Annotated in this window: 19 protein-coding genes; 7 read left to right on the top strand and 12 right to left on the bottom strand. The window is 71.6% G+C overall.

Annotated elements, in window-relative coordinates:
- Nucleotides 1-19: 19 nt before the first annotated feature.
- Nucleotides 20-700, top strand: coding sequence for an alpha/beta fold hydrolase (locus ACIA73_RS26145; protein ID WP_399441149.1), 681 nt, complete (start codon nucleotides 20-22; stop codon nucleotides 698-700).
- A gap of 142 nt (nucleotides 701-842) precedes the next feature.
- On the opposite strand, the gene ACIA73_RS26140 is transcribed toward ACIA73_RS26145, so the two are convergent.
- Nucleotides 843-2198, bottom strand: a complete 1356-nt coding sequence (locus tag ACIA73_RS26140; protein WP_399441289.1) for an MFS transporter — start codon at nucleotides 2196-2198, stop codon at nucleotides 843-845.
- A gap of 242 nt (nucleotides 2199-2440) precedes the next feature.
- Between ACIA73_RS26140 and ACIA73_RS26135 the strand changes: the two genes are divergently transcribed.
- From ACIA73_RS26135 to ACIA73_RS26120, 4 genes are all read left to right on the top strand, one after another.
- A complete protein-coding gene (locus ACIA73_RS26135; RefSeq protein WP_399441148.1) occupies nucleotides 2441-2833 on the top strand; it encodes a winged helix-turn-helix transcriptional regulator in 393 nt (130 codons plus the stop codon).
- 125 nt (nucleotides 2834-2958) lie between these two features.
- Complete coding sequence (locus ACIA73_RS26130; RefSeq protein ID WP_399441147.1) at nucleotides 2959-4497, top strand: YfcC family protein; 1539 nt, start codon at nucleotides 2959-2961, stop codon at nucleotides 4495-4497.
- A 104-nt stretch (nucleotides 4498-4601) separates the two neighbouring features.
- A complete protein-coding gene (locus ACIA73_RS26125) occupies nucleotides 4602-5600 on the top strand; it encodes a fibronectin type III domain-containing protein (RefSeq protein WP_399441146.1) in 999 nt (332 codons plus the stop codon).
- Between the two features lie 155 nt (nucleotides 5601-5755).
- Nucleotides 5756-6148: a hypothetical protein gene (locus ACIA73_RS26120; protein ID WP_399441144.1), complete on the top strand. Its 393-nt coding sequence runs from the start codon at nucleotides 5756-5758 to the stop codon at nucleotides 6146-6148.
- Between the two features lie 135 nt (nucleotides 6149-6283).
- Here the strand turns inward: ACIA73_RS26120 and ACIA73_RS26115 are convergent, their stop codons facing one another.
- From ACIA73_RS26115 to ACIA73_RS26075, 9 genes are all read right to left on the bottom strand, one after another.
- On the bottom strand, nucleotides 6284-7471 hold the full coding sequence (locus ACIA73_RS26115; protein ID WP_399441143.1) for an FAD-dependent monooxygenase: 1188 nt from the start codon (nucleotides 7469-7471) through the stop codon (nucleotides 6284-6286).
- 70 nt (nucleotides 7472-7541) lie between these two features.
- On the bottom strand, nucleotides 7542-7745 hold the full coding sequence (locus tag ACIA73_RS26110; RefSeq protein WP_399441142.1) for a Trm112 family protein: 204 nt from the start codon (nucleotides 7743-7745) through the stop codon (nucleotides 7542-7544).
- Nucleotides 7732-8637, bottom strand: a complete 906-nt coding sequence (locus ACIA73_RS26105; protein ID WP_399441141.1) for a hypothetical protein — start codon at nucleotides 8635-8637, stop codon at nucleotides 7732-7734. Before ACIA73_RS26105 ends, ACIA73_RS26110 begins: the two co-directional genes overlap by 14 nt.
- Before the next feature lie 11 nt (nucleotides 8638-8648).
- Complete coding sequence (locus ACIA73_RS26100; protein WP_399441140.1) at nucleotides 8649-9530, bottom strand: methyltransferase domain-containing protein; 882 nt, start codon at nucleotides 9528-9530, stop codon at nucleotides 8649-8651.
- Nucleotides 9527-10819, bottom strand: coding sequence for a condensation protein (locus ACIA73_RS26095; RefSeq protein ID WP_399441139.1), 1293 nt, complete (start codon nucleotides 10817-10819; stop codon nucleotides 9527-9529). Before ACIA73_RS26095 ends, ACIA73_RS26100 begins: the two co-directional genes overlap by 4 nt.
- A gap of 138 nt (nucleotides 10820-10957) precedes the next feature.
- Nucleotides 10958-15139: an alpha-(1->3)-arabinofuranosyltransferase family protein gene (locus ACIA73_RS26090; RefSeq protein WP_399441138.1), complete on the bottom strand. Its 4182-nt coding sequence runs from the start codon at nucleotides 15137-15139 to the stop codon at nucleotides 10958-10960.
- Nucleotides 15136-15903 carry a class I SAM-dependent methyltransferase gene (locus ACIA73_RS26085; protein WP_399441137.1) on the bottom strand — a complete coding sequence of 256 codons (768 nt, stop codon included), beginning with the start codon at nucleotides 15901-15903 and terminating at the stop codon, nucleotides 15136-15138. Before ACIA73_RS26085 ends, ACIA73_RS26090 begins: the two co-directional genes overlap by 4 nt.
- On the bottom strand, nucleotides 15900-17162 hold the full coding sequence (locus tag ACIA73_RS26080; protein WP_399441136.1) for a glycosyltransferase family 4 protein: 1263 nt from the start codon (nucleotides 17160-17162) through the stop codon (nucleotides 15900-15902). Before ACIA73_RS26080 ends, ACIA73_RS26085 begins: the two co-directional genes overlap by 4 nt.
- 188 nt (nucleotides 17163-17350) lie before the next feature.
- On the bottom strand, nucleotides 17351-18307 hold the full coding sequence (locus ACIA73_RS26075) for a DUF3068 domain-containing protein (RefSeq protein WP_399441135.1): 957 nt from the start codon (nucleotides 18305-18307) through the stop codon (nucleotides 17351-17353).
- A gap of 231 nt (nucleotides 18308-18538) precedes the next feature.
- On the opposite strand from ACIA73_RS26075, the gene ACIA73_RS26070 reads away from it, so the two are divergent.
- Both ACIA73_RS26070 and ACIA73_RS26065 read left to right on the top strand, forming a co-directional pair.
- Nucleotides 18539-18691, top strand: coding sequence for a hypothetical protein (locus ACIA73_RS26070; protein WP_399441134.1), 153 nt, complete (start codon nucleotides 18539-18541; stop codon nucleotides 18689-18691).
- A 422-nt stretch (nucleotides 18692-19113) separates the two neighbouring features.
- Nucleotides 19114-20220, top strand: a complete 1107-nt coding sequence (locus ACIA73_RS26065; RefSeq protein WP_399441133.1) for a helix-turn-helix domain-containing protein — start codon at nucleotides 19114-19116, stop codon at nucleotides 20218-20220.
- 464 nt (nucleotides 20221-20684) lie between these two features.
- Here ACIA73_RS26065 and aceB read toward each other — a convergent pair whose 3' ends face one another.
- The gene (gene aceB / locus ACIA73_RS26060; protein WP_399441132.1) at nucleotides 20685-22310 is read right to left on the bottom strand and encodes a malate synthase A; all 1626 of its coding nucleotides are present in this window, start codon (nucleotides 22308-22310) and stop codon (nucleotides 20685-20687) included.
- Between the two features lie 226 nt (nucleotides 22311-22536).
- Nucleotides 22537-23181 (bottom strand): NTP transferase domain-containing protein, encoded by a 645-nt coding sequence (locus ACIA73_RS26055; RefSeq protein ID WP_399441131.1) that lies wholly within the window; start codon nucleotides 23179-23181, stop codon nucleotides 22537-22539.
- Nucleotides 23182-23236: the final 55 nt, after the last annotated feature.

Below are 23236 nucleotides of genomic sequence, written 5' to 3'. Positions count from 1 at the left end.
CCCCTGTACCGTCGGAGTCATGGAAGATCACTCCGTCGTCGATGTGGGCGACGTACGCATGGCGTACCGCTCCTGGGGCGACCAGCACGGCGCCCCTGTCATCCTGCTCCACGGAATCGGCAGTTCCGCGCTGAGCTGGGAGAAGGCCGGGCAGGCGCTGGGCGAGGAATGGCGGGTGTACGCCCTCGATCTGCGCGGCCACGGCGAGAGCGACTGGCCCGACGAGTACGAGCTCGAACAGATGCGGGACGACGTACTGGGCTTCATCGAGGAGTCGAAGATCGACCGCGCGGGAGTGGTCGGTCACGGCATGGGTGGCGTCGTCGCCTACCTCCTCGCGCAGGACCACCCGGACCGGGTGGAGCGTCTAGTCCTGGAGGAGACGCCCGCCCCCTTCGACGGTGCTCAGGACGTACTCCCGGCGGACGGTGTCGTCGACTACGACGAGAACGCGGTCCCGGAGATCCAGCAGCAGCTCGCCGGCCCCCCGGCCGAATGGCTGGAGCGGCTCGGCGAGATCGTCGCCCCCACCCTCATCATCACCGGCGGCCACGACAGCGAGATGGATCAGTCCGAGATCCCGGAGATGGCCGACCGTATCCCGGACTGCTCCCAGATCATGCTGCCGGGCGGCCACCGCATCCACGAGCGGAGCCCGCAGCAGTTCGCGGACAAGGTGAGCGACTTCTTCAGCAGTTGAGGAGGCGGCCGTTCGCGAAGGTGAAACGTTCTGAGGCTGACCGCCCCACCTTTGCGAACGAGCGTGCCCGGAGGCCCCGATGGAGCCGGCGGCGACCGGGGCTTCGCGCACGGCCGGGGCGAGCAGGCCGACGAGGTGCTGCTCACCCTGCGCTCCGCTGCGTAGCGTCGCGGAGCAGGGCCACGGCCAGGACCAGCCCCAGGGCCACCGCCAACGCGCCGACTGTGAAAGCAAGTTGGTAGCCGGAATTGAGGGCCGGTGCGGTGGCCGTGCCGGTGGCGGTGAGGCCCGCGGTGTGGCCGGCCGCCAGGGAGGTCAGGGCGGCGAGGCCGAACGCGCCGCCCACCACCTGGGTGGTGTTGAACAGGCCGGAGGCCAGGCCCGCGTCCTCGGGGCGGGCGTCGGACATGGCGAGACCGGTCAGTGCGGGCATCGCGATGCCGAAGCCGACGGCCAGGAGCAGGATCGCGGGCAGTACGTCGACGGCGTACGAACCCTGCACGGGGGCCCTGCCGAAGAGGACCAGGCCGGCGACGATCGCGACCAGTCCGGCACGCAGCACCGTGCGCGGCCCGAAGCGGCTGGTGAGTCGGGTGGAGAGGCCCAGCATCAGGGCGCCGATGACCAGCGGGGCGGGCAGGAAGCCGAGGCCGGTGGTCAGGCTCTCGTACCCCAGCACCTGTTGCAGATAGAGGGCGCCGATGTACTGAAAGGCGTACATGCCCGCGATCATCAGGATCTGTACGAGATTCGCGCCGGTGAGGGTGCGGGAGCGGAAGATCCGGAGCCGTACCAGCGGCTCGGCGGTACGGGTCTGACGGAAGGCGAAGGCGCCGAGCAGCGCGAGCGAGAGCGCGCCGAGGCCGAGCGTGCGGACGGATGCCCAGCCGTGGTCGGCGGCCTGGACGAGGGTGTAGACGCCGAGCATCAGAGCGGCCGTGACCAGGGCCGCGCCGAGGTAGTCGGCGCCCTTGCCGAGGCCCGCGCCGGGGTCGCGGGCCAGCACCCGCCAGGCGGCGATCAGGGAGAGCACGCCGATCGGCAGGTTGATGAGGAAGATCCAGTGCCAGGAGAGCGCACTGGTCAGCGCGCCGCCGAGGAAGGTGCCCAGCGCACCGCCCGCCGCGCCCACCGCACTGAAGACGGCGATCGCCTTGGCCCGCTCGCCGCCCTCGGGGAAGAGCGCGACGAGCATGCCGAGGACGACGGCGGTGGTCATGGCGCCACCGATGCCCTGGAGCGCGCGGGCGGCGATCAGCACACCCGGGGTGACCGCGATCCCGCACAGCAGCGAGGCCAGCGTGAAGACGCCGAGGCCCGCCGTGAACATCCGCTTGCGGCCGATCAGGTCGCCGAGCCGGCCGGAGAGCAGTAGCAGCCCGCCGAAGGGGATCAGATAGGCGTTGACGACCCAGGCGAGTCCGGCGGGGGAGAGGCCGAGGTCGTTCTGGATGGCGGGCATCGCGACGGTGACGATGTTCCCGTCGAGGATCGTCATCAGGGTGGCCGCGCAGAGAATGAGGAGCGCGGTCCAACGCGAGCGGTCCGTGGACGACTTGACGCCGACGCCGACGCCGACGCCGACGCCGACGCCCGGTCCGGCTCCGGCCCGTGCGGTCGGCTTGGGCGCCTGCCCGGTCTCTGACACTGCTGACATGCTGTCCGACCTCCAAAGGTGCACTTCTTGTAACGGGGGAGATCGTGCGTGAGCATGGGGGTTCGCCATAAGGAGGCACTTTCATGTCCCACCGGAACACCGCTGTTACCTCGCAGGCAGTGAACGCGCAGGCGTGCCCGGTGCGGGAGGTTCTTGACAGGGTGGTCGGGAAGTGGAGCGTCCCGATCCTGATCGCCGCGGCCCACGGCCCGATCCGCTTCACCGAGCTGGAGCGGTCCATCGACGGCATCAGCCGCCGGATGCTCACCCTCACGCTGCGCGGTCTGGAGCGCGACGGACTGCTGGTGCGTACCGTGCACCCGACGGTCCCGCCGAAGGTGGAGTACGAGCTGACGCCGGTCGCCCGCGAACTGCACTCCTCGCTCCTCGGGCTGACCAGCTGGGCGGAGCGCCACCGGGTGACGGTCGCGCAGGCGCGCGCCGCGTACGACGAGGAGCACGGGGCGACGGCGTAAGCCCACAGTCCGGAGGCCGGCAGTCCCCGCAGCACTCGCCCCGCCCCCCCCTCGCTGCGGATGCGGGCCCCCGGCCCCTGTGGTCCATTGGCCGAAAGGTCAGGGACGAGCCCAGGGGCCGAGCAATGAGTACAGCGACCTCACCGGACGCGGATCCGGGGGCAGCCCCAGAGCCGGACGGCAAGCGGCGCTTCACCTTCCCCAGCGCCCTCACCATCCTCGCGCTGGTCACCTTCGGCGTCTGGCTGCTCGCCTTCCTGATTCCGCCGGGCGCCTACGACCGGGACAAGAACGGTTCGCCCCTCCAGGGCACCTACCACCGCGTCCCCTCCGACCAGAGCTTCACCGATCGGCTCAACGACCTCTTCCTCTCGCCGGTCAACGGCCTGTACGGCATCCAGGAAGAGCAGACCGGCACGGTCGGCCCCGACCTCACCGGCGCCCTCTACGGCAGCGCCGGCGTCTTCCTCTTCGTGCTCGCGATCGGCGCCTTCATCACCGTGGTCTTCGCGACCGGCGCCCTCGACCGCGGCATCGGCCGCCTCGCCCACCGGCTGCGCGAGCGCGGGGTGCTGCTGATCGCGGGGGTGATGCTGATCTTCGCCCTGCTGGGCACGGTCGAGGGTTTCGCGGAGGAGACCCTCGGCTTCTACGGGCTGATCGTTCCGCTGATGCTCGCTCTCGGGTACGACCGGATGGTGGCCACCGGCACCATCATCCTCGGCGCCGGCGTCGGGGTGCTCTGCTCCACCGTCAACCCCTTCGCCACCGGGGTCGCCTCGTCCGCCGCCGGGATCTCGATCGGTGACGGCATCGTGCTGCGTGCGCTCATGTGGGTGGTGCTGACCGCGGTCACCGTCGCCTACGTCATCCGGTACGCGCGCCGCGTCCGGCGCGACCCCGACCGCTCGCTCTCCGGATTTCTGCCCGGCGACCGCGAACAGTCCGCGGCCGAGTCCCAGGAGCCGCCCGCGCTCACCTCGCTGCACAGGGTGCTGCTGGTGCTGGTCGCGCTCACCTTCGCGTTCATGATCTTCTCGGTGGTGCCGTGGTCGAGCGCGCTGACCGGGGACGCCGACGCCGCCCCGTACGGTTTCGAGCTCGGCTGGTCCTTTCCGCAGTTGGCGGCGTTGTTCCTGGTGGCGGCGGTGGTGGTCGGGATGGTCGCCCGCTTCGGTGAGCAGAAGCTGTCAGCGACGATCGCCCAGGGCGCGGCGGACTTCATCTCCCCGGCGCTGGTGATCGTGCTCGCGCGCGGAGTCACCGTGATCATGAACAACTCCCGTATCACCGACACCGTGCTGAACGCCGTCGAGGGCGTCGTCACCGGCACCTCCTCCGCCGTCTTCGCGGTGATCGTCTTCCTGGTCAACCTCCCGCTGGCCTTCCTGATCCCCTCTACCTCCGGGCACGCCACCCTCGCCATGCCGATCCTCGCCCCGCTGGCCGACTTCGCCGGGGTGCCGCGTTCGGTGGTCGTCACGGCGTGGCAGTCGGCGAGCGGACTGATGAACATGTGGGTGCCCACCACCGCCGTCACCATCGGCGGCGTCGCCCTCGCCAAGGTCGGCTACGACAAGTACCTGCGGTTCGTGATGCCGTTGCTGGTGATCCTGGCAGTGCTGATCTGTGGGTTCCTGGTGCTGGGAGCGGCCGTGGGCTAGGGGGTACGGCGGGCGGGCGGCCGTTCCCTGGGCCGCGCCCCTTGTGAGGGAGCGGGTCGCCATGGCATACAGGTCTGGACCATTGTCTCCTTCCTCCCCCACGGATGAGAGGTCCAGTCGTGCAACGCCCCACCGTGTACGCCGCGTTGACCTGTACCGCCCTGCTGCTGACCGCCACCGCGTGCAGCAACGCCAAGGCCGAGCCCCCGCTCGACCGCACCCCGCCCGCCACCCCCGCCGGGGTCACCGCCCAGGCGGGCAGCGCCACTTCGGTCCACGTCATGTGGAACCCGGCGTCCGACGACAGAGGTGTCACGGGCTACGAGGTGTACGAGAAGGGGAAGCGGGTGAAGACGGTCGTGGCCCCGGACACCATGGTCGACGTGGACCGGCTGGCCCCCGCGAAGGCGTACTCCTTCACCGTCCGCGCCCGCGACCTCGCCGGGAACCTCTCCGCCCCGAGCGCCGCCGTCCCGGCCACCACCCCGGCGCCCACCCCGGACGACCGCACCCCGCCGACCACCCCCACCGCCCTGCGCGGGAAGGTGAACGGCTCCGGTGCGGTGACCCTGAACTGGGGGCGCGCCACCGACGCCGGGGGCGGTGTCACGGCGTACGACATCTACCAGGAGAACTCCCGCATCCACAGTGCGCGCGGCACCGAGACCAGCACCCGGGTCGAGGGGCTGCGCCCCGGCACCGTCTACACCTTCACGGTCCGGGCCAGGGACGCCGCCGAGAACTCCTCCAAGGACAGCAACTCCCTCGACCTCAAGACCGCACCGGGCCCGGGGCAGGGGCCGTCCACCGCGCCCACCGCACTGACGGCCACCGCCCGCACCTCGCCGACCGGGGAGCGCACCGTCGTGCTGAGCTGGACCCAGCCCCGTACCGGCGGCGAGATCCAGGAGTACCAGCTGTACCTGAACGGCAGATTCGCCACCACCATCGCCTGGGGTGCGCCGCCGCCCGGCCCGGCGACGTACACCTTCACGGTCACCGATCCGCCCGGCACGCGCTACGCCGTCAAGCTGCGCGCGAAGCTGCCGGACGGCAAGTGGGGCGACTTCTCGGCCTCGCGGACGGTCACCACGGCGGGGTAACTGCGGGCCGGCGGCGGGTGTTTCCCGGCGGGATGCGGTGTTGCCCCTGCTCAGAGGCAACGAGGAAACGGGTCGCGACGGCCCAGGGGCGGTGCAGGGTCATCGGTACCGGCACGCATCTTCCGCAGTCGCGGAACCGTACAAGGAGAACCGTGATGAGTAACCGCATCCGCATCGCCGCCGCCACCCTCAGCGCCGGTCTGGTCCTCGCGGCCACCGGTCTGGGCGCGGTGGCCCAGGCGTCCTCCGCACCCGCCGCGCCCCTCAAGGGGCAGGCGGCGGCGCCCTGCTGGCACAGCGGCGGCAAGTGGTGGTGCAACAACAAGCGGGGCGCGGCGGTCTGGGACGCCGACAGCGTCACCATCGTCGGCTACATGAACACCAACCCGTCCTGGTTCAACTGCCGCCTGGACGCCGACTCCACCGGCGGCGGCGGCCCTCACCCCAACCGCTGGCTGCTGACCACCGCCGACAACGGGCAGGTCGGCTGGATGAAGGACAGCGACATCTACAGCGAGACCGACCCGGTGCGGGTCTGCGGGACCTGAGCGGTCTGCGGGACCTGAGGGCCGTCCGCGGGACCTGAAGGGTGGACGCGACGACTGTGAGCGCCGGGCCGGCGGGCCCGGCGCTCGCAGTCGTGCGCTCGCCCTCACATCCGGACGCGGCTCCTCAGCTCCGACTCAGCCCCTCCCCAGCTCCCGGCCCCCGAAGGCGCCCGAGCCGTCCGCGGTCTGCCACCAGGCGGTGAGGTCGGTGCCCGTCATGGTGGCCCAGAGCGGGGTTTCCTGGACCAGGGCCCGGCCCAGGGTGCGGCCCAGGTCCACCATGGTGCGGCCCGCCGGGGCGCGGTGGGCGTCGTAGGCGGCGAGGGCTTCGGTGGGGGTGGTGCAGGAGATCAGCGCGGACTGGAGGGCGGCGGCGTCCTGGAGGGCCTTGACCGCGCCCGCACCGGTGTGCGGGCGGGCCACCGTGGCGGCGTCGCCGACCAGGGCCAGGCGGCCGGTGGCGTAGTGCGGGGCGGTGAAGTCGTAGAGGGGCTGGACGAAGCGGTCGGCGGGCGGGGTGGTGTTTATCAGGGTGCGGAAGAACGGCGGGAGCTGGTGGTCGACGAGGGAGGCGAGGTGGGCGGCGAGAGCGGGGGTGAGGGTGCGCCCGCTGTCGGTGGGGAGGGTGTGGCCGGTGGGCGGGGTGGTGTAGAAGACCCAGTTGACCCGGTGGCCGCCCGCGTCGTCCGGGATGCGGTAGATGACGATGTGGCCGCCGTCGAAGACGACGTACGCGCACTCGTCGGTGGGCCAGAGGTGGGCGTCGGGGAGGTCGGACTCGGGGTAGGCGCCGCGCCAGGCGAGATAGCCCGAGTACGCGGGGTCGGTTCCGGGGCAGGCCGTCGTGCGGACCAGCGAGCGGTAGCCGTCCGCGCCGACCGCGAAGTCGTAGCTCTCGCCGTCGATTTCGACGCCCCTGGTGGTGCTGCGGAGCTGCTTGGCGGCATTGCCGGTACGGAAGTCCACCGAGGCCGGGACCCGGGCGCGCAGCTCCCGCCAGAGCGGTCCCCAGTTGTACGTGCGGAACGGGAAGGGCATCTCGGTGAGGCGACGGCCGAGGGGCGAGGACGCCGAGTCGTCCCGGACGTACCAGCCGCGCCGGGTCATCTGGACCCACGGCATCCGCGCGTCGACGAACCCGGCCGCCGCCAGCTCCGCGTACCGGCTGTCGTGCATGGCCAGCCCCACACCGCGTTCGGCCAGGCGGCCGTCGGTGCGCTCGTAGACGGTGATCTCGTCGGCGCCGCCCCGGTGCGCGGCGAGTGCCGCCGCACAGCCCGCGATCGATCCGCCGACGACTGCGACTCTGCCTCCAGTGACCATGTGGTCATTGTGGCAGTGCGGTTGGAGCGTGGTGGGGAGCGTGAGCGGGTGGCGCGGAACGGGCCGTGGGCTACGTGTGGCTGGTCAGGCGGCGGTGTTCCGACTCGTCGACCTGTTCACCGGAGGACGGCAGGAGTTGCGGGATGCCGTCGATGATCGGGTAGCGGCGGTGCAGGCGGGGGTTGTAGAGGACGTCCTCCGCCGGGAGGAGGGTGAGGGGGCCCTTGTCGAGCGGGCAGGCCAGGATCCTGAGCAGCGGGTCAGCGGGGTTCATGGCTCAATTCCTTTTCGGGGGAGGGTTGTTCGGACGTGGGAAGGGTGAGGAGTACGACGATCGCGAGGGCGGCCCCCGCCACCCGGAGGGTGAGGCGCAGGGGGTCGTGGGGGAGGGACTCGCCGAAGGCCAGGGACCCGAGGGTGGCGGTGAAGAGGCAGGAGGTGGTGGTGCAGACGGGAACCACGAGCGAGGCGCGGCAACGTTGCAGCGCGGTCTGCGAGAGGACCAGCCCGGTGGCGCCGGTGACCAGGAGGAGATAGGGGTACGGGGAGGTGAGCACGGCGGCGAGGGTGCCGGTCAGGTCGTGCGGGTCGAGGTACGCGGAGAGGCCCTTGATGGCGAGGGAGCTGACGCCGTAGACGAAGCCGACGGCCACTCCGTAGAGGACACCGCTGGTGCTGCGGGTCAGATCCACCAGCCGCGCGTCCCGGCGGTCCGCGACGACGTACACCCAGATTCCCGCACCGAGCGACAGCCCGCTGAGCAGCAGGATCAGGGCGTAGGGGGAGTGCCTGCCGATCGGTTCGGCGCTCTCGTCGAGGGAGAGCACCACCATCAGCAGGGCCACCACGATCGCCACCATGGCCCAGCGCTCGCGCGACGAGGTCCGCTCGCCGAGCGCCCGCGAGGACAGCAGCAGGAGCAGCACCAGGCCGGAGATGAACAGGGCCTGCGCGACGGTCATCGGCAGCGTCCGGTAGACCACCAGCTGCGCCACGAACCCGCCCGCCAGCGCGAGCGAACCGCCCAGCCACAGCGGACTGCCGAGCAGCAGCCGCACCGCACGGGCCGGGCGCCGGATGTCCAGCCCCGGCAGGCTCGACAGGGCCCGCTTCTCCAGCACGAAGCCGCTGCTGAAGAGGACGTTCGCGAACAGCGCCGCCGCCACGCCCCACCACATCACGCGCCCCGATCGCCGTTGTGTGAAGGAGAGTTGGTGGTACGCCGTCGGCGGGCGTGCACCAGCAGGATCGAAGCGGCGGACGGTGCGGCGCAGGCCAGCCGGTCCAGTGGGCGCAGCGGGCGCGGTACGCCGTGGAAGGGTGCGCCCGCGATCCGTACCACCTCGAAGCCGGACGCGGTCAGGAACTCGCGCAGCGCGCGGGCCGTGTACAGGCGGAGATGGCCGACGACCTCGCGTCCGGGACGCCCGTGGATGCCGCGCAGGCTCACCTCCGAGAAGACCGGCTGCACTCCGGCGAGGAGGAGGGCCCGGTTGTACCAGGCTGCCAGATTGGGGGTGGAGAGCATCAGGTGGCCGCCCGGGGCGAGCACGCGGCGGATCTCGTCCAGGGCGCTGTCCGGGTCGACGAGATGCTCGATGACCTCGCTGAAGAGGACGGCGTCGGCCGCCCCGTTCGCGAACGGCAGCCCCCCGTCGGTGAGTTCACCGCGTACGGCGTGCAGCTCGCCGGGGGCGGCGGCGAAGGAGGCGCTCGCCCGGCGCAGTGCGTCCTGCGACCAGTCGACGCCGACGAGACGGTGCCCGGTGAGCAGCGGGGCGGCGGTGACCGCCGCCCGGCCGTCGCCGCAGCCCAGGTCGAGGACGGTGGCGCCGGGGGTGGAGGCCAGCGCGCCGGCGAGCATCCGGGCCTGACGCAGGCTGCGGGCGTCTCCGGAGGCCACCGGCACGGCGGGGTTCTCGTAGAAGTCGCGGAGCTGCGGGGGGTGCTGTGGGGCGGGTGCGGTGGTGGCTTCCGCGGTGGGCTCGGCGGCCTGGGCGATTGGTTCGGTGCTGGGTTCGGTGCTGGGCCCGGTGCTGGGTTCGGTCGTGGCCGTCATGAGGAACGACCTTTCTCGGCTGTGGAGTTGAGGTGCTTCTCGAAGAGTTCCTGGAGGTGTACGCCGTCCTGCGGGCCAAGGAGCGCGCCCGACCAGCGCAGGGCGAGATGCAGTCGGCCGTTGGTGCTGGCCGTGGTCACGGTCAGCCCGCGCGGCATCCGGGCGGGCGCGGAGAACCAGACGGCGTCGGCCCGCCCCACCTCGTCGCCGAAGTCCAGCGGGTACGGCACGCGCCCGATGTTGCTGAGCAGTGTGGTGGACGTCCACGGTGCGGCGGCCCGGCGCAGCTGCCGGGTGAGCGCGGCGCGTACGGCGACGGGCACGACCGGTGCGGTGAGGAGGGTGGCACCGTGGCCGAGCTGAGGTCTGAGGAGGGCCTTGAGAGCGCGGGTGCGCTCGGCCGTGAGGCGCAGGAGATCGGGCGTCTCCAGCTTCAACTCCTCGGGCGAGTAGGGAACTTCGACGAGTCGGGTGCCGTTGCCGATGGGCATGTCCATTCCCCGGGGGCGGTCGTCCACCGGCATGGTGATGCGCATCGGGCGGCGCTGCCCGCCGTGTTCCAGGTTCCATTCGGCGATCATGCGTGCGGTGGCGACCATGAGCTGGTCGTTCACGGTGTACGGGGCTTCGCGCGGGCGGCGCGGGACGGGGAGGTCGGCGACCAGCAGGCCGTTGCCGTCGCCGCCGGGCGGCGGAGTACCCGGGGCCACTCGGGCGACCGGGGCCAACCCCGGTGAAGGGGCGGGCTGTTGGTGGTGCACCTCCGGGCGCTCAGGAGCGGCGACCGTGGCGGGGGAGTTGTCCCGGCCGCCGTACAGTTCGGCGGCGGTCGCCAGGATGCGGAGGCAGGCGGGGCCGTCCAGGGCGGTGTGGTTGATGACCAGGACGAGGACGTTGCCGATGGCTTCGAGCCGGATGGGCGGGGAGAGGGAGAGCGGCGGGGCCTGGGCGAGGGCGCGGGCCCGGGCCAGCGGGAGGGCGTCCGGGCCGGGCTCCGGGAAGCTGACGACGGCGTCGGTGTCGGGGGCGGGGGTGAGTTCCCACTGGTAGCGCCGCCGGTACCAGGGGCCCGGTGCCTCGCGCATCAGGATGCGGGGGTGGCGGCGGAGGGCCTCCAGGAAAGCGGCGCGGAGGCGGGTGGGGTCGGGGGCGGTGGGGAGGTGCACCTCGATGTGCACGGTCTCGGGTTCGTGGGGGTCCAGGCAGTGCCGGGTGATCTCGTCCACGACGGAGAAGGGGGTGGTGAGGGGGGTTCCGCGGGCGGGGCGGGAGGTGTGGGTGGCGGTCATGGCGTCCGGTCTCCCTCGGAGGGTGGGGCGGGGTGCCTGCGGGGTGCTGTGGGCGGGTGGGGGTCGGTGGGTGGAGTGCGGGTGGTCGGAGGGTTGCTCGCGCAGTTCCCCGCGCCCCCGGGAGGGGCGCGGGGATGGTTACGCCTCGTCCGTGCCGCGTCGTCGCCAGTTGTCTCCGATGGTTACCACGGCTGCTACCAGGGCGGTCAGGGCCAGGGCCTGGGCCAGGGGGCTGAAGGATCCGGAATGGGCGGCTACCGGGGAGCCGGCGCCCCAGGCTGCCGTCACGCCCGCTGCCGCCATCGCGACCAGAGCGATCGGTGGGAGCAGGGTGTGGCGGAAGTGGGCCACGGCTGCCAGGGCCGGGACCAGGAGGGCCAGTGGTCCGGCGATCAGGATCATGACCACGGTCAGTGCGGCCAGGCCAAGCACCGGGCCGGGGGCGGGGGCCGCGTCTCCCGGCACCTCGCTGCCCACCCCCGGTGCGGGATCGCGCCGTACCCACACCACCAGGCCGATCAGCGCCAGCACGGCCACCCCGCCGCCGATCAGCCCGCCGACGTACCACTTGGCCGGTTCGAACTCCAGGCGGACGGTGCCGCCCTCGCCCTCCGGGATCAACCATCCCTGCTGCCAGCCGTCGAGCCGGACCGGGGCCAGTTCCTTGCCGTTGAGGGTGGCGCTCCAGCCCGCGTTCGCGTTCTCGTACAGCTGGAGGTACGAGGCCTGGCCCGCGCCCACGGTCGCCGTGCGGTCATCCCCGGACCAGTCGGACAGGTCCAATTTCCGGGGGGCGGTGGAGGGTTCGGGTGTTCCGGCGGCGGTGCTGCCGCGCCGGAGCGTGATGTCGGTGATGGCCAGCGGCCCGGTGTCACCCGCCTCGATGCGGTGCGTTCCGGGGGACAGCTGGGCCGTACCGTCCCGCTGATCGCCCGCACAGAGCGACACCTCGATCGGGCGGCGCTCCGTCAGGTCGCGGAGGCTGCCGCCGGCACTCGTCGCGTGCAGGGTGCCGTCGATCGCGAGGACCGGGCCCTGCCCGCAGGGGAGCGAGAACCTGCGGTCCGGCTCCGGTTGCGGCACTCGGTACTCCTCCAGGGCGGGGACGTACACCTCGCTCAGCCCGACCGGAAGCTGCAACTCGCCCTCCGCGACCGGGTTGTGGATGGTCAGGGGCGCCACCTTGGTGATGGTGATGTCCAGCCGGTCGGTGGTGATCGGCTCGAACCGGGCGAGCCCGTTCGGGTCGACGGACGCGGTGGCCGCGCCGTCCGGCGAGCTGATCTCGACCTGCTCGGGGCGGGTCGAGAGCCCGCCGGCCGCCGCGAACACGATCTCGCCCACCGGACGCTTCACGGGCCACCGCAGATGCAGCACGGACTTGTTGCCGGAGATCCAGGAGGTGGTGAGGTCGCCGTCGACGAGGTTGCGGGGGCTGAGCGAGGTGCCCAGCTTGGCCGTCGAGTCGGCGGTGGCGGTCAACTGCCGCCGCTGGTCGGGGGCTTGCCGGTAGAGCAGCTGATCGAGGGCATCGCCGGGTACCGGCAGGGCCGTCGCCCGGAGCGAGTAGGCGCCGTCCTTGCGGGTGGTGAACTGGCGGTGCAGCCCGACCTCCGCGGAGACCGGCGACAGGCCGCCGGGGTCGCTGCCCCGGTGCAGGGAGAGGACGTCCGCGTCCACGTCGCCGCCCGACCGGGAGTCGGACTCCGCAGGCAGCGCGAGCAGCTTCGTCACCTGGACCCCCGGGATGTCCACGGCTGTGAACCCCGCGCCCATCAGCCCGGGCCGGCCCTGCTGGGCCTCGTCGATCGTGATGCGCAGCCAACTCGCCTCACCCACAGGCGCGTTGATGATCTGGGGAAGTCCGTTCGGCTGGAGCGGGCTGGTCGCACTGCCCTTGTCCGTCTCCACCCGCACGACGGTCGGCGCCGCCCGCACCCCGTCCGAGGGCAACGGAGTCACCCGGATGGTGGCGGGGATCGCGGTGCGCCGCTCGAAGTCGACGCGCAGCCACTGACCCTTGGGTGTGGCCGGGCTGCCCTCGGTCCACGCGGTGTCCGGGTTGCCGTCGAAGGCGTTCACCGGGTCGTACTGCGGGAGGTGGAACAGCCAGTTGCCGCTGCTGGACGCCGTCACCGACTTCGCGCCGCGCAGCACCGCCGTGGTCTGGTGCCGGGGATTGTCGGACGGAAGGATCTGGCGCGGCTGACGCCCGGGGTCCTGCACACTGCCCGGAAGATTGCGCTCGGTGGCGGTGTAGGTGTACGAGGTGTTGGTGTTGACCAGGCCGAACCGGGTGTCCGCCCGACGCAGCCCGTCGCCCGCCGTGCGCAGCGAAGGCGTGCCCAGGCCGGGGGAGTTGTCGCCGGTGAGGACGGCGGGGCGGTTGCGCATGGTCGGGTCCGCCGACAGCTGTAGCAGCGTCTCGGGGCCGCCGCTGACCACGGCGGTGTCCGCGACCGGCTTGAGACCGGCCCGCCCCGGGTCCTGTGCGCCGGCCGGGGGCTCGTACACCTCGACCGCCTGCTGCCTCGGGTAGAGACCCTCGACCTGCACCGGAGTGTCGTCCGGGATGCGCCCGCCGGTCAGTACCGGGCCGAACCCGGTGACCCGCCGGTACCCGGAGAACTCCAGCGTCCGCTTCACCGTCTGCGGTGGTACGTAGCCGATCTGGTCCGGATCGAGGTCGTTGCGCACCACCACGTAGTGCAGCCCGGCCCGCCCCAAGTAGTCCGACAGGCCCGGGACTTCACCGCCGGACATCAGTGCCTGCTCGACAGCGTCCAGCGCCCGCCGGTTGCCCGGGGTGCCGAAGGGTACGAAGTCCCGCTGGGCCCACGGTGATTCGGCAAGCACATCCAGTGGCTGGTCGATGGTCGAGCCCCACGTCTGGATGCCGTGCGCGGTCGCCGGGACGACCAGGGCCCGGGTCGCGGCGGAGTTCTCCTTCAGCCAACTCGCGGTCTGCTCCCAGTGCTTGGGGAGTTTGGTGAAAGCGCCGGGCTGCAGGATGCTGCCGTTGACGTACGGCAGCAGCAGGCCCGGCAGTACGACCAGCGCGGCGAGCAGGGGCGCGTACCGGCGCCCCGGCAGCCTTCTGGCCCCGCGCCGCTCGGCGGCGACCGCCACCGCGTGGATCAGCCCGAGCACCAGCACGAGCGCCAGACCCGACTGGAACTTGTAGATGTTGCGGAACGGCACCAGCCACCCGTTCAGCCAGTCCTGCACCGTCCCCGGGAAGAGCGCGCCGAGCGAACCCCCGAACCCGGCCAGGGTGATCAGCGCCACCGACACCACGACCAGCAGCGCCCAGCGCCGCTCGGGCACGTCCCGGCGGGCCAGTCCCGCCAGTCCGATCGCCGCCGCGCACGCCGAGCCGAGGATCGCCAGGACGGAAGCGACGACCGTCCACCCGGCGGGCAGCCAGGCGTCGCCGAAGTGCAGATACGCCGTCCAGTTGCCCGCGCCGCGCAGCAGTTCGGTGGCGGACATGGTGCCGGTGGTGGTCTCGGCCTGCTCGACGTACGGCATGAAGTTCTCGCCGTGGATGCCCAGCATCAGCAGCGGAACGATCCACCACAGGGTGGCGAGCAGCACCCCCGGCACCCACCAGAGGATCTGGGTGCGGCGGCGGGGCCCGGCCGGGCGGCTGAGCAGATAGAGCGCGACGGGGAGCAGCGCGGCCAGCGTGGAGGCCGCGTTCACACCGCCCATGAAGGGGATGACCAGGGCCGAGCGAAGTGCCGAACTGCGGGCGCTGAAACGGGGGTTGACCAGAGGCAGCAGTACCCAGGGCAGGAGCGCGCCGGGCAGCGCCGCCGCCGAGGTCGAACCGATCACGATGGTGTAGGTCGGCCAGAGCGCGTACACGGCAGCGCCGAGCAGCCGGGTCGGCGAGGTGCCGATGCCCAGCCGCTCGGCGAGTCGCAGCGCACCCCAGAACGCCACGGTGACGACCAGCGACAGCCAGAGCCGCTCGGCCAGCCAGGTGGGCAGCTGCACCAGATCGGACAGCGCGTAATAGGGGAGCATCGGGAAGGCGTAGCCCACGTACTGGTCGAAGATCCCGCCGAACCCGGCCCGCGAATGCCACAACTCACCGAGGTCCGCGAGGAACTTGAACGGGTCGGCCGCCACCCCGAGCTTCGTCTCGAAGCTCATCTTCCCCGGTGACACCGCCAGGAACGCCACCAGTACGGTCGCCCAGAACCCGAACAGCCAACGCCGCGAACGCGGTTCGTCCTCGCCGGGCCGGGGCCCGCCAGGAGGCGGCGCGGCGTGCGAGGGCGGGCGGGGCGGGGCCGGGAGCGTACTGGTCATGTGGACCGCCGGAGTATGAGGAGGAGATTCCAGGTGGTGAACTCGCGCAGCACCGGAACCTTGGGGGCGAGGGACGGCAGCAGCGGCCAGTAGCGGGCCCGCGCCGAGACGACGGAGACATCGCTGCGCGCCCGCACCTGGCGCAGCGTCGTCCCCACATGGACCTGGAAGAGGTTCTCGCCGACCGTGTGTTTCGCGGGTCTGCCGGTGCGGCGTTCGTAACGGCGGCGGCCTCGTTCGGCGCCCAGGTAGTGCCAGGGCGCCCACTCGTGGCCGCCCCAGGGGGAGTACCAGTTGGTGAAGGCGACGTAGATCAGCCCGCCTGGGCGGGTCACCCGGACCATCTCGCTGAGAAAGGTCTGGGGGTCGGCGACGTGCTCCAGCACATTGGAGGAGAAGCAGACATCGGCCGCGCCGTCGGCGAGCGGCAGCAGATAGCCGTCCGCGAGGACCGCTCCCTGGGGAGGCTTGGCCCCCTCGGGAGTCAGCTCCCTGGAGTCGGGTTCGAAGAGATAGCACTCCGCGCCGCGCCGGCGGAACTCCTCGGCGAAGTGCCCGCTGCCGCCGCCGATGTCGACGACGACCCGGTCCTTGAGCGGGACGTGGCGCTGTACCTGGTTGACGGCGTCGCGGGCGAGCAGGGTGTAGCAGTGGTCCGGGTCGTGCTGCTCGCGCAGGAACGCGCGGAACAGCGCGGCGGAGCGGCGGAACGAGGGGTCCCTGAGGGGGGTGGGCCCACGGGAGGTGGACCTGTCGTTCCTCATCGCAGGGTGGCCGCCTCTGGCTCCACCGGGCGCGGTGTTCTCGCGGGGGCGGGGCGCGGTGCCGCCGCCTCCGCCGCCACGGCCCGGAACTGGCTGACCGTGCTCGACCACCGGTAGGCCTCCGCCCGTACGGCGGCGGCCCGGCCCATCGCCTCACGCCGCCCGGTGCTGAGGGCGAGCGCGCACCACGCGGCGGCGAAGGAACTCTCGCCACGTGCCAGCACTCCCGTTACCCCCTCGTCGATGGAGTCCCGCAGCCCGGGTACGTCGAAGCCGATCGACGGGGTGGACCGGGTGGCCGCCTCGGTGACGACCAGCCCCCACCCCTCCACCGCGGAGGGGTGCAGCAACAGCCAGGAAGCGCAGAGCAGTTGATGCTTCTCGGCCTCCGAGACGTACCCCTTGAAGATCACGTCGGGGCCGGCCATGGCCTCCAGCCGCTGCCGCTCCGGGCCGTCGCCGACGATGACCAGCTTGCCGCCGGTCACCGGCCGGACCCGCTCCCACAGCCGAAGCAGCAGATCGATGCGCTTGTACTCGACGAGCCTGCCCATCGCCAGGAACATCGGCTCGGGGGAGCGTGGGGCCGGGACGCCGGGGTCCTCGACCCCGTTGTGGACCACGCGGATGCGGTCGCGGTCCACACCCAGGGCGCCGAGAGCGTTGGCGGTGGACGCGGACACCGCGACCAGCAGGTTGTTGCGCTGGGCGGCGGACAGCGCCCAGTGTTCGAGGCGGCGTCCGAGGCCGGCTGCGGGGCCGGGGAAGCGCATGCCCCACAGCTCGGTGTGGACGTGGTTGACCAGGCAGAGGGTGGGGCCTCGGTGCCAGAGCGGGGTCAGGTACGGCAGCCCGTTGCAGACCTCGACCATCAGGTCGCAGCCGCCGACCTGCCGGGTGAAGGCGCTGGGCGCCCGCAGGAAGTGACCGAGGTCACCGCCCGCCGACACCACCCGGTAGTTGCGGTACGCGGCGGGCCCCCCGCACAGCAGAGTGACCTGGTGGCCGAGCGTGGTGAGCCCGTCCGCCAGCCGGTCGACCAGGAGCTCCGAACCGCCGGCGGCCGGGTTTCCCAGGTCGCGGCGGGACAGGAAGACGATCCTGCGGGGGTGTGCGGGAGATTCGTGGGACGAGGGTGAGTCATGGGTCCCGGAGGGCTCGAATGCCGCCGGGGACTCATGGGTTTCCCGCGCCTCGGGGGGCCTGAGCACCCGGAGGGGTTTCGCGGTGTGCACAGTGGGGGGTACGTGCTGGGGCATCCGAGCTCCAACTCGTCTAGGGGTGCGGAACCTGGAGGAACGTCTGAGTGCGCGAGGGTGCGTGCGGTGGGGTGGATAGGTAGTTTTCGCCACGCCGTTCGACGCGGCTACTCACCTGGATGACAAGTTCCGCCCCGAAATGAGCTGATGCCTCATCACAATGTGCAGCCGGTAAGTGAGGTGGATGCCTACGGTGCTGTCGCCAGGCCCGGCTTCCGGCCCCGGACGACCAGAACCAGACCGGTCGCGGCCAGCGCCGCCCCGGCCGCTCCGCCGCCCATCGGCAGTGTTTGGCCGACCAGCTCCAGCTTGTCGCTGTCCGCCCCCGCCATGGCCACCTGGGCCCGCTGGGTGTCCGGGGTGAACTCCATCCGCCGGCTGTCCAGCAGCACCATGGAGTCCTTCTTCGAGCCCGGCGCCCGCACGGTCTTGCGCGGGCCGATCGCCGCGTTCACGATGCGCCCGGTCCGCTTGTCGACCACCAGCTCGATGCCGTGGTTGGCGTACCACTCCTCGGCGAGCACCTGCCCCCGCTCCGGCAGCCCGATCAGGCGTCCCGGGACCATCCGGGTGCCGGTCTTGGCCGCCGGGACGGTGGCGGCGAAGAGATAGCCCTCGTACCCCTGGATCTTCTTGGGGCCGACGTAGCGGAGGCTCACCGTGGAGCCCAGAGTGCTGTCCCACCAGCGGTAGGAGCGCTTCTCGACGTCGAAGGGGAACTTCAGGTAGGCCTCCCCGTCGAAGGTGGGCTGCTCCTTGCAGCAGTGCACCGGCTCGTTGGTGCGGCGGTCGGTGACCCACCGCTCCAGCGTCCACTGGAGGGAGTCGGTGGTGTCGGCCGCGGGCAGGGTGTCCGCGGTGTCGATCGAGGTGGAGACGTCCCACACGGCCCGGCCGCTGCGCTCGCTGTCGGCGACGTCGCCGCGCACTTGCCGGGTGATCGTGAGCGGCTTGCCCGAGACGGTCCGGATGGCCTTGGTGTCGAAGTAGCTGCCGGTGCCGGTGAAGACCGTGGTGGTGTTGATGTCGATCGGACTGCTTTTGGCGCGTGGGCTGACGTACCAGGTCAGCAGGGGTGCGAGCACCAGCAGGAAGACGCCGGTGCCGAGCAGGACCAGGGACAGGGGGGAAGCGGTGCGACGCATACGGGGCGCTCCAGGGGACCGTGTCGGAGAGGAGGGTTCGGGACCCCGCGGCGAGTGCTGTGCAGGGCGACTCGGGGTGGCGCGAGGGGTGACGCGGAGGCGGAACACGTGCACGGTGCGTATGGGCCGGGAACCGTAAGCGTGGTCTTGACGGACTGTCAATCTCCTGATGACACTGTGGACTTGCTGTCAGGCTGCCGGTGGGGACCAGCGTCAGAGAGGCCTCCCGCCATGCCCAGACTTCTTTCCGCGCTACTGACCTCCCTCGCTGCCGCCGCGCTCGCGGTGGGTGCGGCGTTCGGCATCGTGGCGCTGCTGAACGCCACTCCGGAACAGCCCAATGTGCCCCTGATCAGCTATGAGACGGCGACACCGCGGAAATGACGGAGATGACCCGAGCCGAGAGTTCCCCCCTGGCAAACGCGAGCGGCGGTACGGCGGCACCGGCCGCGTCCGGCACGACTGCCGCGCCTTCCTTACCCGTCGCGCCTTCCCCACCCGCTGCACCTTCCCCAGCCGTCAGGTCTGCCCCACCTGCCTCACCTGCCTCACCTGCCTCACCTGTCTCACCGACCCCACCTGCCGCATCGGTATCCGGTGACAGGCCGGGCGGTGACAGGTCGGGCGGTGACAGTCCGGCTGTCGACAGTCCGGCCGTCGACAGGCCGGTTGGCGGCTCGACGGGCTCCTCCGCCTGGGCGGACGTACCCCGCCTCCAGATCCGGCAGTTCGCCGACCGGGCCCTGGCCGAAGTCCCCTCCCTCGCCCAGCAGATCCTCGACGAGATCTGCCGCGAGCACCCCCGGATGCCCCTGCTCGTCGACGAGCACGGCGACCTGATGGCGCTGGTCGCCATCCGGCGCGCCCTGGAGGACTTCGTCCAGCACCTTCTCCACAAGGACGTTCGGCGGCTGCACCTTCACCTGGAGGTGTTCCAGGAGTTCGGACGCGGCGAGGGCCTGCACGGGCGCTCCCTCAACTCACTCCAGGCGGTGTACCGGCTGGGGGTCCGGCTGGCCTGGCGACGGCTTGCCGAGATCGGTCAGCAGGTGAGCATTCCGCCGCCCGCGATGTACGAGCTCGCAGAGGCAGGGTTCGCCTTCCTCGACGGACTGGTGGACGAGTCGGTACGCGGCTTCGCGGAGGCGGCGGCGCGCCAGGCCGGTGAACGCCTGCGTCTGCAGAGGAAGTTGGCCCAGGTGATCCTTCGCGAGCGCAAGGTCAGGGACGGTGTGAACGCCGCCGAGTCCCTTGCCGAGTTCGCTTCGCACGCGGCGCGCATCGGGTGGACGCTGCCGGAACGGGTCGCGGTGGGTGTGCTGTTGCGTCCCTCGCGGGACAGTGTCGCGCCGGCGGTCGGGGAGGAGGTGCTCCTCGACATGGAGAGCGAACAGCCACTGATGATCGTGCCGGACCCGGGGATGCCGGGCCGGCCCGAGCAACTACGGCGTGCGACGACGGGGTGGAGCGGGGCGATCGGACCGGCGGTGCCGTTGGCCGAGGCCGCGAAATCCTTGCGGTGGGCGGGGGCGGCGGTGGGGCTGATGGAGCGCGGACTGCTTCCCTCCGGCGGCCTCCTGCACTGCACCGAGCACACCGAGGCCCTCGTCCTGCTCCCTCCCGAGGAACTCATCGGCGACCTGACGGCGCGGTGCCTGGCGCCACTGGCGGGGTGCGGTCCCACGCAGGGCCGCCGCCTGGCGGAGACCCTGCTGGCATGGCTGGAGACCCGGGGCGGGGCGCCGGAGGTGGCGGCGCGGCTCGGGGTCCACCCCCAGACGGTCCGCTACCGCATGCGGCAGATCCGCGAGCTGTGGGGCGGGGAGGTGGACGACCCGGACCGCCGCTTCGAACTGGAACTGGTCCTGAGAGCCCAGCGCCTGAGGGGCGAACTGGCGGAGCCGGTGAGGTGAGCCGGCTTTCTGACCGGGGCGCGGTACCGGGGCGGGCCGGGACGGCAAGGGTGGCGACTCCGTCGGGGGCCGCCCCCTTGCCCGCCCGTTCCGCCCCCGGGGGGCGGCCCCGCCGCCCGAGCGGGCGCCGGTAGGCGGGGACGGCATCCCCGCCCCCTGGTGCCCCGCAGGGGCATTCCAGGGGCGCGGGGAACTGCGCGGGCAACCACGAAACACCCGCAGGAAGCCCCACCAGCCCCGCGGCCAGCGGTTTAGGGAAGGGGCGGGGAGGGGCCAAAGCCCGCCGCAGGCGCAAGCAACCCGCCCACACGCACCGCCCGCGCAGCGACCGCACGCACAACCCCGCCCCGCGCAACACCCCCGGCCCGCCCCAAGCAATCACCGCCTGGAACGGGCCGAAGTCGCACCCCCCGCACACCACAAGTGGCAGGAAGGACGCAAAGGGCCGAAGGGGCCCGAAAGGACTAACCCACCAGCTGCTCGTACGCCGGCAGCGTCAAGAAGTCCGCATAGTCCGCGTCCAGCGACACCGTCAGCAGCAGATCGTGCGCCTGCTGCCACTTCCCCGCGGCGAACGCCTCCTCCCCGACCTCCGCGCGGATCTTCGCCAGCTCCTCCGCCGCGATCTTCCGCGCCAGCTCCGCCGTCGCCTTCTCGCCGTTCTCGAAGACGACACCCGCGTTGATCCACTGCCAGATCTGCGACCGCGAGATCTCCGCGGTGGCCGCGTCCTCCATCAGGTTGAAGATGGCGACCGCGCCGAGGCCACGGAGCCACGCCTCGATGTAGCGGGTACCGACCTGGACGGCCGCGACCAGACCCTGGTAGGTCGGCTTGGCGTCGAGCGAGTCGATGGCGATCAGGTCCCCGGCCGCCACCGAGACGTCTTCCCGCAGCCGCTCCTTCTGGTTCGGCTTCTCGCCGAGGACCGCGTCGAAGGAGGCCATCGCGATCGGCACCAGGTCCGGGTGCGCCACCCACGACCCGTCGAAGCCGTCGCCCGCCTCGCGGTCCTTGTCCGCCTTGACCTTCTCGAAGGCGACCTTGTTGACCTCGGCGTCGCGGCGCGACGGGATGAAGGCCGCCATTCCGCCGATCGCGTGCGCCCCGCGCTTGTGGCACGTGCGCACCAGCAGCTCCGTGTACGCCCGCATGAACGGCGCCGTCATCGTCACCGCGTTCCGGTCCGGCAGCACGAACTTCGCGCCACCGTCACGGAAGTTCTTCACGATCGAGAAGAGGTAGTCCCAGCGGCCCGCGTTCAGCCCCGCCGCGTGCTCACGCAGCTCGTAGAGGATCTCCTCCATCTCGTACGCCGCCGTGATCGTCTCGATCAGCACGGTCGCGCGGACGGTGCCCTGCGGAATGCCGACGTAGTCCTGGGCGAAGACGAAGATCTCGTTCCACAGTCGCGCTTCGAGGTGCGACTCGGTCTTCGGCAGGTAGAAGTACGGGCCCTTGCCGAGCTCGATCAGCCGCTTCGCGTTGTGGAAGAAGTACAGACCGAAGTCGACCAGCGCACCCGGGACCGGCGAACCGTCCGCGTCGCGCAGGTGCCGCTCCTCCAGGTGCCAGCCGCGCGGCCGCATGACGACCGTCGCCAGCTCGGAGTTGTCCTTCAGGGCGTACGACTTGCCCGACCGCGCATCCGTGAAGTCGATGTTGCGGGTGTACGCGTCGATCAGATTGCGCTGGCCGAGGACCACGTTCTCCCAGGTGGGAGCCGATGCGTCCTCGAAGTCGGCGAGCCAGACCCGGGCGCCCGAGTTCAGGGCGTTGATGGTCATCTTCTGGTCGGTCGGACCGGTGATCTCCACCCGGCGGTCGTTCAGCGCGGCCGGGGCCGGCGCGACCTTCCAGGAGTCGTCCTCGCGGATCGCGGCCGTCTCGGGGAGGAAGTCCAGCGAGGACGTACGGGCGATCTCGGCGCGGCGCTCACCACGACGGGCCAGCAGTTCGTTGCGGCGGGGGGTGAACCGCTGGTGCAGCTCGGCCACGAACGCGAGGGCCGCGTCGGTCAGGACCTCGTCCTGCCGGGGCAGGGGCTCGGCATCGACAATGGCCAGCGGGGACGGCGCTGGTGCGGACATGAGCTGTCACTCCTTCGCGGGCGGTGCCTCACGCGGCCGCCGGGCAGCGCGCACGGCACGGGGTGCCGAGGGTGCCGAGGTACGGGCGCAGGCGCCGTCTGATGTGTTTCGGTCGAACAGGTGCTTCTGATCAGTGGATATTAGTTTCCTCATGGTGGAAGTTCAATGGTTTGTTGATGTCGAGATTCTTCGGGGCGACAGAACGTGTCCCTGAGTGCCTCGCCGCTCACTTCGCGTGCGCGGAGGATGCGGAAGTGCCTTCGCCCGCCTCCAGTCGTGCGAGGTCTTCGGGGAGATCGATGTCGTACGCCTCCGCCACATCTCCACATTCGGCGAGCGTGATCTCGCCCGCGTGCTCCTTCAGATAGACGCGTGCCCCGCGATCCCCCTCGGCAGTCCTCGCGATCTCTGTCCACCGGTCCGCCGCGAAGAGCACCGGGTGCCCGCGCTTCCCGTCGTACGCCGCGGCCGCGAGCCCCGTCGTCCCGCCCGCCGCCAGCACCCGGGCCACCGCCGCCGCCCCGATCCCCGGCTGGTCCACCAGTGACACCAGGGCGCGGCCCCAACTCCCCTGATCTGCTAGGGAGTTCAGGCCCGCGCGCAGTGAAGTGCCCATTCCCTCGGCCCAGTCCGGATTCTCCACCAGTACACAGCCGGTCAGGTCGGCCCGCGCCCGTACCTCCTGGGACGACGCGCCCAGCACGACGTACACCTGCCCACAGCCCCCCTCCCGCAGCACCCGCACCGCGTGCTCGACCAGCGGGCGGCCACGGTGTTCCAGGAGGGCCTTGGGCCGCCCGCCCAGCCGTCGGCCGCCTCCCGCGGCGAGAAGCAGCCCTACGGTGTCCGAGGTACTCGATGCGCGTGACATGGTCCCTGGATACCTCAGATACGGTCGGAACCACGTCATCAGGAGGGGTAGTCGT

The organism is Streptomyces sp. NPDC051561 (genome assembly GCF_044454195.1).
Taxonomy (GTDB): Bacteria; Actinomycetota; Actinomycetes; order Streptomycetales; family Streptomycetaceae; genus Streptomyces.
The sequence above is the reverse complement of the archived record's forward strand: the minus strand, read 5'-3'. Positions and strand labels throughout refer to the sequence as shown.

What these genes read in the sequence shown, in the direction of transcription:
- ACIA73_RS26065 (WP_399441133.1), top strand. Translation starts at nt 19,114, where the DNA reads ATGCCCCTGCTCGTCGACGAGCACGGCGACCTGATGGCGCTGGTCGCC.
- ACIA73_RS26115 (WP_399441143.1), bottom strand. Translation starts at nt 7,471, where the DNA reads ATGGTCACTGGAGGCAGAGTCGCAGTCGTCGGCGGATCGATCGCGGGC.
- ACIA73_RS26095 (WP_399441139.1), bottom strand. Translation starts at nt 10,819, where the DNA reads ATGACCGCCACCCACACCTCCCGCCCCGCCCGCGGAACCCCCCTCACC.
- ACIA73_RS26070 (WP_399441134.1), top strand. Translation starts at nt 18,539, where the DNA reads ATGCCCAGACTTCTTTCCGCGCTACTGACCTCCCTCGCTGCCGCCGCG.
- ACIA73_RS26090 (WP_399441138.1), bottom strand. Translation starts at nt 15,139, where the DNA reads ATGACCAGTACGCTCCCGGCCCCGCCCCGCCCGCCCTCGCACGCCGCG.
- ACIA73_RS26075 (WP_399441135.1), bottom strand. Translation starts at nt 18,307, where the DNA reads ATGCGTCGCACCGCTTCCCCCCTGTCCCTGGTCCTGCTCGGCACCGGC.
- ACIA73_RS26055 (WP_399441131.1), bottom strand. Translation starts at nt 23,181, where the DNA reads ATGTCACGCGCATCGAGTACCTCGGACACCGTAGGGCTGCTTCTCGCC.
- ACIA73_RS26140 (WP_399441289.1), bottom strand. Translation starts at nt 2,198, where the DNA reads ATGACGATCCTCGACGGGAACATCGTCACCGTCGCGATGCCCGCCATC.
- ACIA73_RS26130 (WP_399441147.1), top strand. Translation starts at nt 2,959, where the DNA reads ATGAGTACAGCGACCTCACCGGACGCGGATCCGGGGGCAGCCCCAGAG.
- ACIA73_RS26100 (WP_399441140.1), bottom strand. Translation starts at nt 9,530, where the DNA reads ATGACGGCCACGACCGAACCCAGCACCGGGCCCAGCACCGAACCCAGC.
- ACIA73_RS26120 (WP_399441144.1), top strand. Translation starts at nt 5,756, where the DNA reads ATGAGTAACCGCATCCGCATCGCCGCCGCCACCCTCAGCGCCGGTCTG.
- ACIA73_RS26135 (WP_399441148.1), top strand. Translation starts at nt 2,441, where the DNA reads ATGTCCCACCGGAACACCGCTGTTACCTCGCAGGCAGTGAACGCGCAG.
- ACIA73_RS26110 (WP_399441142.1), bottom strand. Translation starts at nt 7,745, where the DNA reads ATGAACCCCGCTGACCCGCTGCTCAGGATCCTGGCCTGCCCGCTCGAC.
- ACIA73_RS26085 (WP_399441137.1), bottom strand. Translation starts at nt 15,903, where the DNA reads ATGAGGAACGACAGGTCCACCTCCCGTGGGCCCACCCCCCTCAGGGAC.
- aceB (WP_399441132.1), bottom strand. Translation starts at nt 22,310, where the DNA reads ATGTCCGCACCAGCGCCGTCCCCGCTGGCCATTGTCGATGCCGAGCCC.
- ACIA73_RS26125 (WP_399441146.1), top strand. Translation starts at nt 4,602, where the DNA reads ATGAGAGGTCCAGTCGTGCAACGCCCCACCGTGTACGCCGCGTTGACC.
- ACIA73_RS26145 (WP_399441149.1), top strand. Translation starts at nt 20, where the DNA reads ATGGAAGATCACTCCGTCGTCGATGTGGGCGACGTACGCATGGCGTAC.
- ACIA73_RS26080 (WP_399441136.1), bottom strand. Translation starts at nt 17,162, where the DNA reads ATGCCCCAGCACGTACCCCCCACTGTGCACACCGCGAAACCCCTCCGG.